Source organism: Lactobacillus iners (assembly GCF_011058775.1).
Classification (GTDB): domain Bacteria; phylum Bacillota; class Bacilli; order Lactobacillales; family Lactobacillaceae; genus Lactobacillus; species Lactobacillus iners.
Genome location: NZ_CP049230.1, coordinates 273,280 through 290,207 on the forward strand (window position 1 = coordinate 273,280; position 16,928 = coordinate 290,207).

22 protein-coding genes and 1 other RNA gene are annotated in these 16,928 nt (G+C 32.9%); 18 read left to right on the forward strand and 5 right to left on the reverse strand.

Translation table 11 applies throughout. The annotated features are described in order from the left end of the window. Window positions 1–4 precede the first annotated feature (4 nt). From lacA to G6Z82_RS01425, 4 genes are all read left to right on the forward strand, one after another. Entirely contained in the window at window positions 5–433 is a 429-nt protein-coding gene (lacA, locus tag G6Z82_RS01410) for a galactose-6-phosphate isomerase subunit LacA (protein WP_006728937.1), read from the forward strand. Window positions 434–450: 17 nt separating this feature from the next. Next, window positions 451–1,026, forward strand: a complete 576-nt coding sequence (gene lacB, locus G6Z82_RS01415; RefSeq protein WP_006728936.1) for a galactose-6-phosphate isomerase subunit LacB — start codon at window positions 451–453, stop codon at window positions 1,024–1,026. 12 nt (window positions 1,027–1,038) lie between these two features. Continuing rightward, on the forward strand, window positions 1,039–1,716 hold the full coding sequence (locus tag G6Z82_RS01420) for a DUF4867 family protein (protein WP_006728935.1): 678 nt from the start codon (window positions 1,039–1,041) through the stop codon (window positions 1,714–1,716). A gap of 183 nt (window positions 1,717–1,899) precedes the next feature. Next, window positions 1,900–2,772: an aldose 1-epimerase family protein gene (locus G6Z82_RS01425; RefSeq protein ID WP_164785723.1), complete on the forward strand. Its 873-nt coding sequence runs from the start codon at window positions 1,900–1,902 to the stop codon at window positions 2,770–2,772. Window positions 2,773–2,952: 180 nt separating this feature from the next. On the opposite strand, the gene dhaM is transcribed toward G6Z82_RS01425, so the two are convergent. The 4 genes from dhaM to pepF form a co-directional block, all read right to left on the reverse strand. Next, window positions 2,953–3,321, reverse strand: a complete 369-nt coding sequence (gene dhaM / locus G6Z82_RS01430) for a dihydroxyacetone kinase phosphoryl donor subunit DhaM (RefSeq protein WP_006731782.1) — start codon at window positions 3,319–3,321, stop codon at window positions 2,953–2,955. Then, a complete protein-coding gene (dhaL, locus tag G6Z82_RS01435) occupies window positions 3,318–3,902 on the reverse strand; it encodes a dihydroxyacetone kinase subunit DhaL (protein WP_164785724.1) in 585 nt (194 codons plus the stop codon). Before dhaL ends, dhaM begins: the two co-directional genes overlap by 4 nt. Before the next feature lie 12 nt (window positions 3,903–3,914). Continuing rightward, window positions 3,915–4,910 carry a dihydroxyacetone kinase subunit DhaK gene (dhaK, locus tag G6Z82_RS01440; RefSeq protein WP_164785996.1) on the reverse strand — a complete coding sequence of 332 codons (996 nt, stop codon included), beginning with the start codon at window positions 4,908–4,910 and terminating at the stop codon, window positions 3,915–3,917. A gap of 132 nt (window positions 4,911–5,042) precedes the next feature. Continuing rightward, window positions 5,043–6,842, reverse strand: coding sequence for an oligoendopeptidase F (gene pepF, locus G6Z82_RS01445; protein WP_006735170.1), 1,800 nt, complete (start codon window positions 6,840–6,842; stop codon window positions 5,043–5,045). A gap of 137 nt (window positions 6,843–6,979) precedes the next feature. On the opposite strand from pepF, the gene G6Z82_RS01450 reads away from it, so the two are divergent. Next, on the forward strand, window positions 6,980–8,086 hold the full coding sequence (locus G6Z82_RS01450) for an LCP family protein (RefSeq protein ID WP_006732524.1): 1,107 nt from the start codon (window positions 6,980–6,982) through the stop codon (window positions 8,084–8,086). A gap of 31 nt (window positions 8,087–8,117) precedes the next feature. Here the strand turns inward: G6Z82_RS01450 and G6Z82_RS01455 are convergent, their stop codons facing one another. After that, on the reverse strand, window positions 8,118–8,702 hold the full coding sequence (locus tag G6Z82_RS01455) for a hydrolase (protein ID WP_006732523.1): 585 nt from the start codon (window positions 8,700–8,702) through the stop codon (window positions 8,118–8,120). Between the two features lie 184 nt (window positions 8,703–8,886). On the opposite strand from G6Z82_RS01455, the gene G6Z82_RS01460 reads away from it, so the two are divergent. The 13 genes from G6Z82_RS01460 to tmk all read left to right on the forward strand — a co-directional run bounded on the left by G6Z82_RS01460 (window position 8,887) and on the right by tmk (window position 16,913). Next, complete coding sequence (locus G6Z82_RS01460) at window positions 8,887–9,276, forward strand: hypothetical protein (RefSeq protein WP_006730400.1); 390 nt, start codon at window positions 8,887–8,889, stop codon at window positions 9,274–9,276. Continuing rightward, complete coding sequence (locus tag G6Z82_RS01465) at window positions 9,269–10,051, forward strand: threonine/serine exporter family protein (RefSeq protein ID WP_006731773.1); 783 nt, start codon at window positions 9,269–9,271, stop codon at window positions 10,049–10,051. The genes G6Z82_RS01460 and G6Z82_RS01465 overlap by 8 nt, the downstream gene beginning before the upstream one ends. 1 nt (window position 10,052) lies before the next feature. Further along, window positions 10,053–10,505 carry a threonine/serine exporter family protein gene (locus tag G6Z82_RS01470; RefSeq protein ID WP_006733548.1) on the forward strand — a complete coding sequence of 151 codons (453 nt, stop codon included), beginning with the start codon at window positions 10,053–10,055 and terminating at the stop codon, window positions 10,503–10,505. 300 nt (window positions 10,506–10,805) lie between these two features. Further along, complete coding sequence (locus tag G6Z82_RS01475) at window positions 10,806–11,267, forward strand: hypothetical protein (RefSeq protein WP_006732493.1); 462 nt, start codon at window positions 10,806–10,808, stop codon at window positions 11,265–11,267. A gap of 22 nt (window positions 11,268–11,289) precedes the next feature. Beyond that, window positions 11,290–11,919: an LVIS_2131 family protein gene (locus tag G6Z82_RS01480; RefSeq protein ID WP_006728922.1), complete on the forward strand. Its 630-nt coding sequence runs from the start codon at window positions 11,290–11,292 to the stop codon at window positions 11,917–11,919. Between the two features lie 45 nt (window positions 11,920–11,964). After that, a complete protein-coding gene (locus G6Z82_RS01485; RefSeq protein ID WP_164785725.1) occupies window positions 11,965–12,579 on the forward strand; it encodes a class I SAM-dependent methyltransferase in 615 nt (204 codons plus the stop codon). An 18-nt stretch (window positions 12,580–12,597) separates the two neighbouring features. Beyond that, window positions 12,598–13,074 carry a tRNA adenosine(34) deaminase TadA gene (gene tadA, locus G6Z82_RS01490; protein WP_006728920.1) on the forward strand — a complete coding sequence of 159 codons (477 nt, stop codon included), beginning with the start codon at window positions 12,598–12,600 and terminating at the stop codon, window positions 13,072–13,074. A 32-nt stretch (window positions 13,075–13,106) separates the two neighbouring features. Beyond that, window positions 13,107–13,202, forward strand: an RNA gene (gene ffs / locus G6Z82_RS01495) — signal recognition particle sRNA small type. A 54-nt stretch (window positions 13,203–13,256) separates the two neighbouring features. Beyond that, the gene (gene dnaX / locus G6Z82_RS01500) at window positions 13,257–15,008 is read left to right on the forward strand and encodes a DNA polymerase III subunit gamma/tau (RefSeq protein WP_006735165.1); all 1,752 of its coding nucleotides are present in this window, start codon (window positions 13,257–13,259) and stop codon (window positions 15,006–15,008) included. Between the two features lie 45 nt (window positions 15,009–15,053). After that, the gene (locus tag G6Z82_RS01505; protein ID WP_006728918.1) at window positions 15,054–15,383 is read left to right on the forward strand and encodes a YbaB/EbfC family nucleoid-associated protein; all 330 of its coding nucleotides are present in this window, start codon (window positions 15,054–15,056) and stop codon (window positions 15,381–15,383) included. After that, window positions 15,383–15,982, forward strand: coding sequence for a recombination mediator RecR (gene recR, locus G6Z82_RS01510; RefSeq protein ID WP_006730415.1), 600 nt, complete (start codon window positions 15,383–15,385; stop codon window positions 15,980–15,982). The genes G6Z82_RS01505 and recR overlap by 1 nt, the downstream gene beginning before the upstream one ends. Then, window positions 15,979–16,212 (forward strand): DUF2508 family protein, encoded by a 234-nt coding sequence (locus G6Z82_RS01515; protein ID WP_006728916.1) that lies wholly within the window; start codon window positions 15,979–15,981, stop codon window positions 16,210–16,212. Before recR ends, G6Z82_RS01515 begins: the two co-directional genes overlap by 4 nt. A gap of 59 nt (window positions 16,213–16,271) precedes the next feature. After that, entirely contained in the window at window positions 16,272–16,913 is a 642-nt protein-coding gene (gene tmk, locus G6Z82_RS01520; protein ID WP_006733547.1) for a dTMP kinase, read from the forward strand. Window positions 16,914–16,928: the final 15 nt, after the last annotated feature.

Consider the following 16,928-nt stretch of genomic DNA (forward strand, 5'->3'; position numbering starts at 1 on the left):
AAAAATGAAAGTAGTTATTGGTAGTGATAAGGATGGATTTGCTTTAAAAGAGACTATAAAAGAATGGTTGACAAGCAATGATTATGAAGTGGTGGATGTAACTCCTGAACCAGCTGAAGATTTTGTTGAATCTAGTCTTAAAGTTACACACGAAGTTTTAGAAAATAATATTAAAAAAGCTATTATGTTTGATAAATATGGTGTTGGTTCTGCTATGGCATCGAATAAAGTTAAAGGAATGGTAACAGCCGATGTCAATGAAGAGAGAACTGGTCATATGACAGCTATGCATAATGGTGCTAAGGCATTAGCAATTGGTAGTGGCATTGTAGGAGAAACTCTAGCTAAGTCCATTATTGAGTATTATTTACATACTGAATATGCTGGTGGACGTCATCAAGTTAGATTAGATATGCTTGAAAAGATGATTTAATTAGGAGGTTTTTAAGAATGTTAGATAATGATAGACCACAACCAGAATATGTAGATCCTGCTATTGATAAGCATGTTGTTGTTGCTTTAGCTAATGATCATATTGTTACACCGATTAAGATGGCTTTATCTGATCATTTAAAAGATGAAGGTTACCAAGTTCTTGATTTTGGTACTTATGATAATTCTAGAACGCATTATCCTATTTATGGAAAAAGAGCAGCCGAAGCAGTTGCTACAGGTCGTGCTGATGTTGCAATTGTAATGTGTGGTACAGGTATCGGAATTTCTACCGCTGCAGATAAAAATGATGGCGTTCGAGCAGCTATGGTAGGTGATGTTGCTCAGGCTAAATATGCCAAGCGTGAATTAAATGCTAATATTTTAGGTATAGGTGGCATAGTTTTAGGTAGAGATTTTATCTTCTATATTGCTGATGCATTTTTGAATGAAAAATATCATGAAACACCAGAAAATAAGAAACTTATTGAAAAAATCGATCATATAGCAACACCTAATCCAGAGCAAACTGGCAATGAACACTTCTTTGATGAAGAAAATAAGAAGTGGGCTGAAGGTGTATATCACGATTAAAAGTGTGACATTATGGATACAATAGATAAATTTCGGCAAATAAATCCCAATTATAAAATTTATGATATTCACGATTCATCTTTTAGCGATTATGGTGTTGTATATCCTTTTGACAATGTTAGTGAGATTGATGATGTAATTAGTCAATATGCTAAACCTAAAGATGGCATGAAATATGTTTCACCAATTAAAGAACTTGAAAGCAAACATTTAATTAATAAAATAAAATATGATATTTTTGGTGATATGCCTATTGATGTTGGTCTTACCTTTGGTCATTCAGAAGAATTTACTGCTTTTGAATACCATCAATGTTCTGAAGTTAATATTATGTTAGATGATGTAATTATGGTTTTAGGCAAAAGGCAAACGCTAGAGACTTATGGTACTATTGATCCTAATCGAGAAGCTAAAATGTTTTATGTACCTAAGGGATCAGTTATTGAGTTATATAATGATACTTTACACTATGCACCCCTACAAGTTACGTCTGAAGGATACAAGGTAGTTGTCATAGTAATTAGTGGAACTAACACTAGTTTATCTGAAAATGTAGTTACTGCTAATCCTAGATTAGTTAAAAAAGGTAAGTTTCAGGTTGTGCATGCATGTAGAAAAGATAAGCTTGCACAAGGTTATAAATTAGCAGTAGTCGGTGATGTCATTAAGACTAATTCGTTGAAAATGTAGTGATTCTATTTATAAGGATATTTATAGGACTAAGTATAATTTAGCATATTTAATTTCCCTTGCTATTTCTAAAAATAATGTTTTTTAGATATCCTCCTATATTAGTTTATATTAAAAGCAAAAGTCTGAAGATAGCCCATTAATTCAGATTTTTGCTTTTTCTTTAGAAGAGGTTTTAAATTTATGGAACAAGTTACGATTGAAAATGATGTTTTAGCAATAAAGGTTGCTTTACTTGGGGCAGAAGTTCAAGAAGTTAAGAGCCTTAAAGATAATTTCTCATATATTTGGTATGCTGATGCTAAATATTGGGGCAGGCATGCACCAGTTTTATTTCCCTTTATCGGTAGATCATATGAGAATAAGTATTTAATTGATGGTAAAGAGTACAATATGAAACAACATGGTTTTTTAAGAGATCAGGTTTTCAAAATTGTAGATAAGCAAAAAAATAAACTGGTGTTGCAACATAGTGCTACTGAAGAAACTAAATTAGTTTATCCATATTCTTATACTGTTACAATAACATATACTTTGGAAGATACTTATTTGCACATCAATTATGAAATTGATAATAATGATGCTAAAGATATGTATTATTCATTCGGATTTCATCCAGGCTTTAATTTGAATAGCGATTTATCCAATTATAGTTTGCAATTCGAACCTAAATTGAATTCTTTGCCAACATTATTAGTAGAACCTAATCCATTTAGAAATGGAAAAATTGCTGATACACAATTACAGAATGGGAAATTAGAGTTAAATTATCCTATGCTTGATAATGGTGTTAAGATTTATGATATTAGTGATATTAAGACTGTATCTCTTATTAGTTGTAGGGATGCACATCAAGTTACCGAAGATATCGCAGATTTTCCATATTTGGCAGTTTGGAGCCCTGAAAATAAAAAAGCACCATTTTTATGTGTGGAGCCTTTTAGAGGGTTACCAGATCAGTATGGCAAAACAATTGATATCAAAGATAAATTAGGTGAACAGCATATTGCTGCTAATAGTAATGATCAATTTACAGTATCACTTAATTTTAAGTAAAAAATGACTAATTAACTTAAAGTCAATCAAAGCCTCTGAGCTCAATGGAGCTTAGGTGCATTAATATCAATATTAAGTTTTGGATTTGCAGGCTGGCTAATTTATAATAAGAAAAAGCGTGATTAAATCAAAAAAAATCAGGTAAAATTACCTGATTTTTTTAATTGTATAAATTAATGATTATTTTATTTTCAAAGGCACTAATTGAGCTTCAATAGTTGACAAATCTACGCCTGCTTGCAATAAAGTAGCTGCAGTATATGCACCTTCAATAAAAGCAACATCATAAAGATGAATCTTTTTGTTCGCAAATTCTTGTGCCATTTCTAAGTTCATCTTAGCACTTCCTAAGTCATAAAAGGCTAAAATTTCATCTGCTTTATTTTCTTCAAAGGCAGTCATAATTTTATCCATGGAAGTACCAATATCATTTTGCTCAGTTCCTCCTGCAATTGTAATTGACACATCTTTGGCAACTTGACTTAACAAGTCGGATAAACCAGCTACAATTTTAGGAGAATGGGAAACTAAAGTAATACCTAAACTCATTTGTTATTTATAACCTCCAATAAAGATTCAAAGAGGTAGCCACTAGATTGAGAACCTGGATCAATATGATTGATTGAACGTTCTCCTAAGTAGGATGCACGGCCTTTTTTGGCAATCATATCTTTAGTAGCTAATACTGCTGCTTCAATTTTTTCAGTGGTTAATGTATCTTGTTTGATAGCTTCGATTACAACTGACCAGACATCAACCATTGTTTTGTCGCCTATAGTTGCACCGCCACGTTTTTTGATGCCTGCTAGTGCAGCTTCGAGTAAATCAACTATATTATTACTTTTTTGGCTTTCTTTAGCCATTTCTAAGAAGGCTGTGCCATAAAGTGGACCGCTAGCACCACCAACAGTAGAAATTAGTGCCATGGCGATTGTCTTTAAGCAAATTGTTAGCTCATCTGGGGCACTATTTAGTTTGGTGACTACAGCATCCATTCCGCGTTTCATATTAAAACCGTGATCGCTGTCTCCAATCGGTGCATCCAATTCACAAAGATATTTTTCATTTGCTGTTATTTTTTTGGAAAATAATTCCATCCATTTTTTTAATTGTGTTACGTCTAATTCCATTATGAATCCTTTCTACCATGCAATTGTTTGAACAGGATAATTCAAATATTCTAACCACTTGTCATCTTTAATTTCAAAGATCGTTAAGGAAATCCCGGCCATGTCAATGGAAGTCATATAGTTGCCGATTTTCATAAAGACAGGAGTAATATTGAAACTATCTAATTTGTTTAATACATCATTAGTAAAAACGTATTGTTCCATTAAAGGAGTTGCTCCCATACCATTTACTAACATAGCATATTTGTTGTGAGAGTCGAAGTGCAATTCTTCATTTAGTTTAGTAATTAATTCTTCTACTAATTCTTTGGAACTCTTGATTTTTTCACGACGATAACCTGGTTCACTATGAATACCAACGCCGTATTCCATTTCGTCATCAGCCAATTTAAAGCCCGGTTGACCGGTCATTGGATTAGTGGCAGCTGATAAGGCTACAGCAATGGTTTTAATATTAGGTAAAATAGCATGAGCTAATTCATCAATTTCATCTAAGCTTGCACCATTTTGTGCTGCAGCACCTAGAACTTTATGCATAAATAAAGTACCAGCAACTCCACGTCTACCTTGAGTATAGAGACTATTTTCGACAGCAATATCATCATCAACGACGATAGATTTTACTTCAATGTCATCCATTGCAGCTAAATCTTTGGCCATGTCAAAATTCATCACATCCCCAGAATAGTTTTTGACAACTAAATATACGCCTTTGCCATGGTTAACTGCCTTAATAGCTTCGTAAATTTGATCTGGTGTAGGTGATGTAAAGACTTGTCCGCACACGGCAGCACTTAACATCCCTTTGCCAACAAAACCTGCATGGGTTGGTTCATGTCCGCTACCACCACCGCTGACAATCCCGACTTTTTCTTGCATAGAGGCTTTGTCTGATCTAACAATTGCGTTGGTAGCTGGAATTTGTTCAACAATACTAGAATATGCACGAGTCATTCCTTGTACCATTTCATCGACTAAATTTTGTGGATCATTAATAATCTTTTTCATAAAAATATCTTCTTTCATAAAAATATTCAATCTAATGGTTACTTTAATTTTACTATAAAGCGTTTTCTTTTGGCGAGCATGTATAAAAAAACTCTCAAAATTAAAACTGATTAACCTTGAGAGTTTAGTTAATTAAAATTTGCCGATTAGACTTTCAAATTCATTGAGGCGTTTTTCAAATGTAGCAAAAGCATTTTCCAAATAATCTGCTTTAGTCATATCGACACCAGCTTTTTTCATAATTTCTGTTGGATAGTCGCTGCTTCCAGAACGAAGGAAGTTTAAATAATCTTCCAATTGTTTTTTGTCACCATGGACAACATTATTCGATAAAGCAGTTGCTGCAGCAAAACCTGTAGCATATTGGTAAACATAGAAATTGTAATAAAAGTGTGGTATACGAGACCATTCTTTAGCAATTTGCCCGCCAGGTGTCACACTAGATCCGTAATAGCGTTGATTTAAATCACCATAGAATTGGTTAAGAATCTCAGCAGTTAGAGGCTCACCTTTGGCATCAGATTCATGGATAAATTGCTCAAATTCAGCAAATTGAGTTTGACGGAATAAAGTTCCTTTAAATGAATCGAGGTAGTAATTTAAGATAAAGGCACGGGTCTTTGGATCTGTAATATTTTTTAAGAAATATTCAGTTAGAATATTTTCATTAGTTGTTGAGGCAATTTCTGCTACGAAGATTGGATAATTAGAATAAATGTATTTTTGACTGTGATTAGTATACCAGCTATGAACTGAGTGCCCAGTTTCATGTACCAATGTATATAATGAATCTAAGTTGCCTTCCCAATTTAGCAAAATATATGGATCAGTATCATATGAACCACCTGAATAGGCTCCTGTAGCTTTATTCTTGGTTTCGACAACATCAATCACGCGATCATTGAAAATATGCTTGACAACTTTTAAATAGTCTTCACCTAACGGTTTTAATGCTTCTAAAGCAATTTCTTTAGCTTTATTAATGTCATAATGATCAGATGGTTGGCCAGTTAATGGAACATACATATCATACATTTGTAAATCATTAATCTTGAGCAATTTTTTACGTAAAGCTACATAACGATGTAAAAGATTAATATGTTTGTTAACTTCAGCTAGTAAAGTATCATAAACTACTGTAGGTACACCATTTTCATTCAGTGAAGCTTCACGAGCAGAGTGATACTTGTGCATTTTAGCATTATAATTGTGTGCTTTAACGACACCAGACAAAGTAGATGCTAAGCTATTTTCAAATTGACCATAAGTTGCAAACATAGTATCAAAAGCTTGTTTACGTACTTCTCTATTTTGTGATTGAATCAAGTTTGAATATAGACCGTCAGATAATTGTTCAGTATTGCCATCTTCATCTTCAACATAACCATATTCCATGTCTGAATTAGTTAAAATATTATATGTATTTTCTGATGTATTGAGGGCATCAGAAGCGGCAGCAATGATTTTTTCTTGGTCGGATGATAGGGTGTGTTTTCTTTTTTGATTTAAAGTATCTAATCTATGAGCAAACTCGGCTAATCTAGGTTCATCCTTTTTAAATTGTTCAATCGTTTTTTCAGGAATGTCCAAAATTTCTGGATCAACAAAAGCTGTTGCGGCACTAAAATCATTATAGAGGCTTTGCACTCTAGCTACAAAGCCGAGGTAGTGACTATTATTAGTGTCTTGATCACTGGATAGTGTTGAGTAAACATAGACTTTTTCAATCTCTCTTGATACTTTTAGAATTTTAGAAAAGTTTTCATATAGATCGGTGCCAGAAGTGGATAATTTGCCCTTAAGTGTAGTTAATTCTGCAATCTCTTGTTGTATTTTGGCAAATTCCTTTTCCCATTCTTGATCATTTTTAAATATACGTGTTAAATCCCATGTCAAATCAACTTCAACGTCTTTTCTATATGGTGTAGCCAATTGAAATTCCTTCTTTCTAAGTATTTTTTACATAAAAAATAGTATTATAACAATAATTATATCTATTTTCTCTTGATAAAAAAGTTGAATTTAGCAATAATTTAGTTTGATGATATAGTGGCAAGGAAAAAATAATAATGATGAAAATATCAAACAAAGATAAATTACAGCGTAATTGTGTTTTAGCAAAAGAAATTAATAGGCAACCAGCAAAATTAGTATTTTTAAAGCTGATCGGTTTAGTTATTACAATTATGTTAGGAATGTGTGTTGCTGTAGGAACTAGAATTTATTTTACTATGGCTTCATCGGTTCGTCAGGCTAATCAAGGGCATGTAATGGCGGATTCATCATTTATTGCACAACAAAAGCCTTTTTCGGTTCTGATTTTAGGAGTTGATCAAGGAATTGAAGGTCGCCATGATCAGGGAAATTCTGATACCATGATTTTGGTAACATTAAATCCTAAAAAAGGTGTAGCCACAATGACCTCGATTCCACGTGACTTACTGGCAGATATCCAACCTTCTAAAAAGTTTTATATGTTTCGTGTAAATTCCGCTTATCAACTTGGTGGTAATCGAGCAGCAGTCAAAACAGTATCTACATTACTTAATGTACCTGTTAATAATTATATGGAAGTTAATATGAAGGCTCTGAAAAACTTAGTTGATGCTTTAGGTGGTGTTGATGTTAAAGTTCCATTTTCTTTTACTTATAACACTAAATTTGTTAAGGGGATGCAACATTTAAATGGTAATGCGGCTTTAGATTATGTACGTATGAGAAAAGAAGATCCTCAAGGTGATTATGGACGACAAAAAAGACAAAGACAAGTGATCGAGCAATTAATTCATAAGGGTATGACTTTGAAATCACTTAACAATTATCGGAAGATTTTAAATGTATTTGCTAAATATGTAAAAACAAATCTGACTTTTAATGATATGTTATCAGTAGCGTTTAAATATCGCAGTTGTTCGCATCATATTGTTCAAGACTATGTTCATGCTCATGATGCATGGATTGGAGGAGCAGCATTGCAAGTTGCATCAACGAGTGAATTACAACGAGTTTCTGATCTTACGAGGTCAAATTTGAATTTGAAGAAGCAAAAATTACATAACGAAGAAACACGCCAAAATAAATTGCAAAAACATTTGAAGTGGAAAAAGAAAGATCCATTTGAAAATTATATTATTTATGAAAGGCATTCTAAAACTAAAGTTTGGACAGGCAAATAAAAAATCTGACTTGAATTCAAGTCAGATTTTTTTAATATATTACTTCTACACTAGCATATAAAATACCAGCTGCTGGTATTTGGCTGTTTGGCATAGCTACATCTAGTTGTCTAGGGTTACTATAAGCAAAACTTCCAGTATCATTAACTACTCTATATAAAACCATACCATTTGATAATGTTATTCTTAGTCTAGTTCCACGCGGAAAAATATTTAAATTAGCAGCTACTCCATGATAACCAAGTCGTGATCCTAAGACAGCTGGGTCATAAAATGAGACTTTAAAGGTACCTTTGTTTACTGTCCTTATTTGTGGTTTTGGTGCTTGTGCAATAGCTTGTTTCGCTTTTTGAGCACGTTGCATAGCTTGCTTTTGCTCCATTTGGTTCCATTGTTGTTGTTTAATTTTAATTGCTTTTAATTTAGTTTGATCTGCTTGCTTTTTTTGCTTTAATTGGAAGTCTTGTTCCATTAATTGAACTTTCATTGTGTTTCTTACTAAAGCAGATGAGATATTTATTTTGTTAGTAACTTGAGTTGCCAAAACAGGCTGAATAGCAATATTTAATATTAGTAATGAAATTGCAGTCATAATCGCAATAAATTTATGTTTCAAACTTATCACTCCCATATAATAATTAATCTTTGTAAAACGTTGTTATTTTGATTGAATATGTCTAGTATTATATGGTATGTATATTTCATAAAGATAATGAGATATTTACAAATTATAACAAATGTAACAAAATAGCTCATTTTATGTAATATTGTAAAAGAAATGTAATATGAGGACTACAAATATGACGAATAAAAATCAGAAACATCGTTTTTTTCCAGTTATTTATGCAACTTTCATTGGTATTTTTGCCTTTATAGCTGTGATCAATGTGTGCAAACATACTTTTCAGATGACAACTACTCATTCTTTGCTGATTAGTTCTTTAGTTGCCTTAATTTTTTACATTAGTGCTTATATTTTGGCTTATATTTCTAATCAAATTAAGTATTTAGTAGCTAAGCATTGCTTGTCTGCGAATGACTTGGCGAAAATCACTGGACTAAAATCTGATTATTTTCCCATACATAATAATAAACTCAGCTTAATTGTTGCTAAGCGTAAATGGCTTGCTATACTATGTAAATTAAGAGAATATGATGAAAAAAAGGGTGGTAGATCTAAAATTGACTAAGCAAATAGTGACTGAAAATCAATATAATGATCAAGTGCTCGATACTTGTTTAAAAGCTGGAAGATTAATGATCGAAAGTGGTAGTGAGATGTATCGTGTGGAAGATACAATGCTACGAATTTCTCGTAATGCAAATATTCCAGCTGCACGCTGCTTTACAACTCCGACAGGACTTTTTATGAGCTTAGGGGAACATTCTAAAACTCAGATGACTTTGATTAAAAATCGTAATATTGATATGACAGTAGTTGATAAGGTGAATGAGTTATCTCGTGCATTTGCAGATAAAAAAATAACTTTAGATCAATTACATAATAAATTGTGTGATTTAGCAGATCATAGACAAACATTTTCCAACTTAATGCAAATTTTTGGTGCTACTATTTTAAGTTGTACCTTGATGGTATTATTTATGGACGATTATGATTGGATTGATTTTCCAGTGGCAGCAATTGTGGGTGGCAGTTGTTATGGAATATATTTGTGGATCAAAAAGTATAGTCGCGTTCGTTTTTTAGGTGAACTGGTTACTGCGATGATTATGGGGGCAATGACTATTGGCATTTGTCATATTTTTCCTAGTTTATCGATGGATAATATTTTAATTGGTTCATTAATGGCCCTAGTTCCAGGAGTTCCAATTACTAATGCGTTAAGTGATTTGTTTAGAGGAGATTTAGTTTCAGGAACTGTACGTGCAATAGAAGCATTTTTAACAGCTGTCGCTTTAGGTGGCGGAATTGGCTTAGCTATTAAATTCTTAGGGGGTTTTTAATATGCCATACTGGTTAGATATAATAATTAATTTCACTTTTGCTTGGATTGCTTCTGTTGGTTTTGCTCTGACGTTGAATGTGCCTAAACGTGCTTTGATTTATTGTGGCCACAGTGGTGCATTAGGGTGGATGATTTATTGGTTTGGTATTCATGCTGGCTGGGGGCGATTGACGTCCAATTTTTTAGGTGCATTATTAATTGGAATTGTTGGAATTATTTTAGCCAAACTCAAGAAATGTCCAGTTACTGTTTTTAATATTCCGGCAATTGTTCCACTAGTGCCGGGTGTGCCTGCTTACCAAGCGGTTAGAGCTATGGTGATTGGTGATTTAGCTAGTGCCCAAAATCTGATATTGCGTGTTTTTATTGTGACTATTGCTATTGCTATGGGCTTTTTATTAGCTCAATTAGTTGGTGAAATCTGGTTTAAAATCCACAAAGTCTATCATTAATTATGCTTTTAGTGTATAATGGATTTTGCGACGGGTCGAGGAAAGTGCGAAAGCACTCTTTGACAGGAAGCTATCAGACTTTAAATAGTCAGGCACGGGAAGTGCTGATAGTGAGCAACTTTGGATGTGAACCAAAGACTCTGAAACGAGATTGTTTTCTTCCGGGGGGATCAGGATAACTGATCCTCTTTTTTTTACTTTAAATTATAAAAAATTTGTTTTAAAATAAAAAAAGTTTGTAAAGTAAGCGAGATTTGTTTATCTTAATTTATAACAATAAATATGTAAGGAACAGGAACTGTGAAAATTAAATCTAAAATTCTCATTCAAAAGATTGAAAAGCAAGATTATCTACAAGACTTGGAAAGTATCAAATATAGTGATATTACTAATGCAAAATTAAAAACGATTGCACAAAAAATGATTCAGGAAGTAATTCAAGCCAGCAAAAATAATTCATTGCTGCAAACTGAGTTAGTAATTACAGGACAACGTCCTGCAACTTTTGTGTTAGAAAGCAATATTATTAATTTGCCATTTGCTAATTATAAAAAAATAACGAATTTTCGTGACGAAGATAGCGAATATGATATTAATATATATGTAGAGGTGATTTCTGAATATATTAATATTTCTAAATTTAGAATTGATCTCTTAGCACCAGTAGCAGACATTGTGGCTGAGCCAGATCAATGGATTGATAAATTAGTTTTAATTATTAAAGATAAGCTCACTGAGGTTAGAAATTATAACCATGGTTAACCACAAATGAGGAGGTAATTGTATGCATATTAGTTGGAATTTTCTAGGTATTTTTGTCTGGGCTATTTTGGTAATTTATGTATTTTTTATAATTCATAATATTCGCCAGCGCCATTTGAAGATGATTATTCAAAAAAGAAGAAAATTTGATGCTAAAACGACCATTATTGATGTGATTGAAATTTTGATATTTATCCTAGCTTGCAGTTATATGTCAGTAATTACTTTTTTTGATAATCCTAATTTTTCTAATCAGCAGATCTTAACTAATAAATTCGAATATCAACCACTAGTTTTATCCACTGGTGCTACAAAATCACATTATGTAACTGTTACTTGTCGACATAATCGCAAAATGAAACAATCTTACCGCTTTTTTAGTGAGGATCAACGTATTACAGTTAAAAGTAATTATGCATCCATTGCAGAAGGTGTTGACCCATTTCCAGTAGAAGCTCAGATTATTCCATATAATAAAAAAGATCTACGAGCAGCTGATGATCATTATCAAAAGGCATACGTAGCAATTTATACAGCAACTTATAAGAAAAATTGGCAAAATGGATTGGGCTTACACGCCGGGCATGTGTTTATTAAATATTATTTAATTAGAGTACCAGATAGAAGTTTTATCAAAATTATAGAAAAATAACTTTTTTAGTTTGATATTAGCTGCTTTGCTAGAGGAGAGAAGATTATGGAAAATGAAACGCAGATGTATTTTGCGACCAATCCCGATGCAAAACATGATGAACACTTAATTAATTATCAATTAGATGAATTATCTTTACAATTTTATACTGATGCTGGTGTTTTTTCTAAAACCCGAGTTGATTATGGTTCCTGTGTCTTGCTTAAGGTGTTAAAGCAACTCGAAATATCGGGTAATATATTGGATGTTGGTACTGGATATGTTCCTTTAGGATTATTTGCAGCCAAATTATGGCCCAAAAGTCGTGTGACGATGATTGATGTCAATGAACGTGCTTTGGCTTTAGCTAAGCGAAATGCTCAATTGAATGAAATAGATAATGTGAATATTTTTAGTTCTGATTGTTATCGTAACCTTGATGATCAGGAACAATTTGGATTAATTTTGACTAATCCACCAATTCGAGCAGGTAAACAAGTTGTTGATGATATTTTGCAAAATGCTAAAAAATATTTGCAAGTTGGCGGCATATTATTAGTTGTGATTCAGAAAAAGCAGGGTGCTCCGAGTGCTAAAAAATGTCTGGAGCAAACATATGGCAATTGTGAGATTCTACAACGTGACAAGGGCTATTATATTTTGAAAAGTGTAAAAAAGTGAATGTAGTAGGTTGAGAGTGTGTTTGCTAAAGAAGAAAAAGAAAAAATCATGAAATTAGCCTTTTTGGAAGCAGATAAAGCTGAACAACAAGGAGAAATACCAATTGGTGCAGTCATAGTTGATGCAGAAGGTAATCTGATTGGTCGAGGATATAATAGACGAGAATTAGATGAAGATGCTACTAGACATGCGGAAATTATAGCTATTCAAGAAGCATGTAAAAATCTCAATTCTTGGCGATTGATAGATTGTAGTTTGTTTGTTACCTTAGAACCTTGCCCTATGTGTGCAGGTGCGATTATTAATGCTAGGCTAAAAAATGTTTATTATGGAGCTTTTGATCCTAAAGCCGGTGCTTGTGGTAGCGTAGTTGATCTATTTGCATTTACTAAATTTAATCATCATCCGCAGATTTTTGGCGGGTTATATCGTGAGCAAGCTGCTCAGCAATTGAAAAATTTTTTTAAAAATATTAGGCAACAAAATCGCATTTGATAGTGGAAAAAATTAAATAAATAAGATACAATAACTCTTGGGCAATGTTTGTCATCCAAATCGTGTCAGGATCGGGAGATAGCAGCACTAAGGCTGTATGAGCATGTGCCCTTTTTTTGAGAATTCAACAACTCTTAACTCTTAAAAAAGAGTTAGGAGTTTTTTTATTTGTGAGGTTAATGATGGCTTATCAAGCATTATATCGTAGGTGGCGACCACGTACTTTTGAGGCAGTAGTTGGTCAAAGTGCTATTTGTGATACATTAAGAAATTCAATTAAACGTCATAAAATTTCACATGCTTTTTTATTTTCTGGCCCGAGAGGAACTGGAAAAACATCATGTGCCAAAATTTTTGCCAAAGCCATTAATTGTATGGACTCTAAAGATGGTGAACCATGCAATCAATGTTCTAATTGTTTAGCAGCAGATAAAGGTATATTGAATGATATTATTGAAATTGATGCTGCTTCAAATAATGGTGTGGATGAGATCCGTGCTATCCGTGACAAAGTAAAATATGCACCAACGCAAGGTTATTATAAAGTTTATATTATCGATGAGGTGCATATGTTGTCGATAGGTGCGTTTAATGCATTACTTAAAACTTTGGAAGAACCACCCGAGCATGTTGTTTTTATTTTAGCAACTACAGAATTACAAAAAGTTCCAGCAACAATAATTTCACGTACGCAGAGATATAATTTTAAGCGAATTTCTAATGATCAATTAGTCAATAGGATGAAATTTATTCTTGATCAGGAAAAGATTGCATATGATGAGAAGTCATTGCAAGTCATTGCTCAGGTAGCGGATGGTGGGATGCGAGATTCTTTAAGCATTTTAGACCAGATTCTGTCGTATGACCAAGCTAAAATTAATTATAAAGATACATTGGCAATTACTGGTTATGCAGATCAAGTTAAAATTGAAGCCCTATTTTTAGATTTATTAAATAAGAAAACAAGTCAAGCTCTAGAAGAAGTTGAAGAATTACTAAATAATGGTGCATCGGCGAAAAATATTTTAGATGAAATTATCAATTTGGTTGTTAAAGCTATGTTAGCAATCAAAGGTGATACTACAGTCACTTTTTTATCTGCCAATTATTTAGAACAATTACGGCTAATATCGACGCAAGTATTGAGTCAAACATTGCAATTGGCTAATGACGCATTAAATAGTTTGCGATATACGAATCAACAGCAAATTCCATTAAAAGTTTTTGTTGTGCGAATTTCGACACAAGATGTAAATGCGACCGGCAGTCAAAATGATGCAGCTGAAATAAAGCAGCTACAAACTAAAGTAGAACAATTAAGTCTGCAAGTTGCTGAATTGCTAAAAAAAGCCAATACTTCTGCTATAGCTAAACCATCAGAAATATTGACTGAGATAAAAGATAAAGTTAGACCTACAAAAGCTGTTAATCCAAGCGTTGCGACTTTGAAGAAAAAGAAAACAGGACTGCAACTTTCAACTGAAGCTAATTTGAAAAAAGTTAATGTTGTTTTGTCGCAAGCTACTAAACAAGATTTAAATACAATCAAGGATGTTTGGCAGCAAGATATGTCATCATTGCTAGAAGTTAGTCAAAGAGCTCTACTTGAGGTTTTGGAACCGGTAGCAGCTAGTCCAACGCAAGTAGTCTTAAAATGCAAATATGAGTTTTGGTTTGAGAGAGCTATGGCTGATGAGAATTTTATTACTCAGTTGGAAAATAATTTAGAAAAGCTGACACAACATAAATATCAAATTGTGCTAGTATCTGAAAATTCCTGGACAACAATTCGGCAAGAATATGTCAAGAAGTATAAAGAACATCTCATAATAGCTCAAAAAGAACTTGCAAGTAACCCAAATGAAGAAGTTATAAAAAAAGCAAAATCACTATTTGGTGATCTTGTTAATGTTAAAGATGATTCTGATTTATAATAGATATTGTATTAATAATGATTAAACAAAAAAGGAGATTTTATCATGGGAAGAATGCCAAATTTAGGTGGAATGGGCATGGGAAACATGCAAAATTTAATTAAGCAGGCTAAAAAAATGCAACAGCAGATGGAAGCTGAGCGCGAGAGTTTGAATCAAACTGAATTTGTAGGTAAATCTGCAGATGATATGGTTATAGCAACCTTAACTGGTGATAAGAAAGTCAAAGATTTGAAAATAGCTCCAGAAGCTATTGATCCAGAGGATCCAGATATGTTACAGGACTTAATTATTGATGCTATTAATAAAGCGATTAGTGAAGTAGATGTAGCTACTGAAAAAACAATGGGTAAGTATACTAAAGGATTAATGTAATGCAGTATCCTCTTCCAATTGCTAAACTAATTGATAATTTTATGAAATTGCCGGGAATTGGTGAAAAGACAGCTACACGGTTAGCTTTCTATACGCTTGATATGCAAGACAAAGATGTTGAAGACTTTTCCCAAGCTCTGATAGAAGCCAAAAAACAGATCCATTCTTGTTCTATTTGCGGTAATATTACCGATACTGATCCGTGTGAAATTTGTAGTAATGCTAATCGTGATCAAACGATAATGATGGTAGTTGAGCAAGCTAAAGATGTAATGGCATTTGAGCAAATGGGTGAATATAATGGCTTATATCATGTTTTGCATGGCGTTTTGTCTCCAATGGATGGTATTGGTCCAGAAGAAATTAATATCAAAAATTTAATTATTCGTTTGCAAAAATCAGATGAAATTCGAGAAGTAATCTTAGCACTGAATTCGACACCAGAAGGTGAATCGACAGCTATGTATTTAGGCAAATTAATTAAGCCGTCTGGGATTAAAGTGTCAAGATTAGCTTCAGGATTAGCTGTTGGAAGTGACATTGAATATGCCAACAGTATTACGTTGAAACGTGCTGTTCAAGGGAGAATCAGTTTGTGAAAAATAAGGAAAAAATCAAAGAATTAGGCGATGCTAATTTGATTAATAAAATTTCAGAATTACAGATATATTTGAGTAATCAACGTATCTTAAATCAAACTACTGTTGATTTATCCGAAGAAAATCGAATATTGGATTTGATTTTACATGCAAAATATCATTTCTTATATGATGAAGCTAAATATCGACATGCTCGATCCAAATATTCAAATAGTGTTATTACACAGTGAAAAAGGCTCGCATGGGAGCTTTTTTCGCTTTTTATATTAAATGGCAAGGATGGTGTGTAATGAAGGGATACTTTATTAGTTTTGAAGGACCTGATGGAGCTGGTAAAACAACGATTATTAATGAATTAGTGCAACAACTTTCGTCCAAAACGATTGCACCGATTTTAGTTACTCGAGAGCCGGGTGGTTCAAAAATTTCAGAAAATATTAGAAAGATCATTTTGGATCCTAAAAATAAAGAAATGAATGCGGAAACGGAAGCTTTATTGTATGCGGCAGCACGTAGTCAGCATGTCATAGAAACAATTATTCCTGCATTAAATGCCGGAAAAATAGTATTTTCTGATCGTTTTATTGATAGTTCTCTTGCTTACCAAGGTATAGGTCGAGATTTAGGAATTGATGAGATAAAACAAATTAATGAATTTGCTACCAGACATATAACACCAGACTTAACACTCTTTTTTGATATTGATCCTTTAAAAGGGTTACAAAGAATTCAAAAAGTTCGTCCTGAAAATGAAGATCGGTTAGAACAAGAAAATAACCTTTTTCATCAAAAAGTTTATACTGGCTATAAGCAACTTTTGTCAGCGTATCCTGAGCGAATTAAACGAGTTGATGCAGAGTTGTCAATTGCAGAAGTTGTCTCTCAAAGTGTTAAAATATTGGAAGAATATATGCCACATATGTTTAAATAAGGAACTGTGATTTTT

Coding starts and splice junctions, on each gene's coding strand:
- recR (WP_006730415.1), top strand. CDS start 15,383: ATGCAGTATCCTCTTCCAATTGCTAAACTAATTGATAATTTTATGAAA.
- dnaX (WP_006735165.1), top strand. CDS start 13,257: ATGGCTTATCAAGCATTATATCGTAGGTGGCGACCACGTACTTTTGAG.
- lacB (WP_006728936.1), top strand. CDS start 451: ATGTTAGATAATGATAGACCACAACCAGAATATGTAGATCCTGCTATT.
- G6Z82_RS01485 (WP_164785725.1), top strand. CDS start 11,965: ATGGAAAATGAAACGCAGATGTATTTTGCGACCAATCCCGATGCAAAA.
- tmk (WP_006733547.1), top strand. CDS start 16,272: ATGAAGGGATACTTTATTAGTTTTGAAGGACCTGATGGAGCTGGTAAA.
- dhaM (WP_006731782.1), bottom strand. CDS start 3,321: ATGAGTTTAGGTATTACTTTAGTTTCCCATTCTCCTAAAATTGTAGCT.
- G6Z82_RS01480 (WP_006728922.1), top strand. CDS start 11,290: ATGCATATTAGTTGGAATTTTCTAGGTATTTTTGTCTGGGCTATTTTG.
- G6Z82_RS01420 (WP_006728935.1), top strand. CDS start 1,039: ATGGATACAATAGATAAATTTCGGCAAATAAATCCCAATTATAAAATT.
- G6Z82_RS01450 (WP_006732524.1), top strand. CDS start 6,980: ATGATGAAAATATCAAACAAAGATAAATTACAGCGTAATTGTGTTTTA.
- dhaK (WP_164785996.1), bottom strand. CDS start 4,910: ATGAAAAAGATTATTAATGATCCACAAAATTTAGTCGATGAAATGGTA.
- G6Z82_RS01460 (WP_006730400.1), top strand. CDS start 8,887: ATGACGAATAAAAATCAGAAACATCGTTTTTTTCCAGTTATTTATGCA.
- G6Z82_RS01505 (WP_006728918.1), top strand. CDS start 15,054: ATGGGAAGAATGCCAAATTTAGGTGGAATGGGCATGGGAAACATGCAA.
- G6Z82_RS01425 (WP_164785723.1), top strand. CDS start 1,900: ATGGAACAAGTTACGATTGAAAATGATGTTTTAGCAATAAAGGTTGCT.
- dhaL (WP_164785724.1), bottom strand. CDS start 3,902: ATGGAATTAGACGTAACACAATTAAAAAAATGGATGGAATTATTTTCC.
- lacA (WP_006728937.1), top strand. CDS start 5: ATGAAAGTAGTTATTGGTAGTGATAAGGATGGATTTGCTTTAAAAGAG.
- G6Z82_RS01470 (WP_006733548.1), top strand. CDS start 10,053: ATGCCATACTGGTTAGATATAATAATTAATTTCACTTTTGCTTGGATT.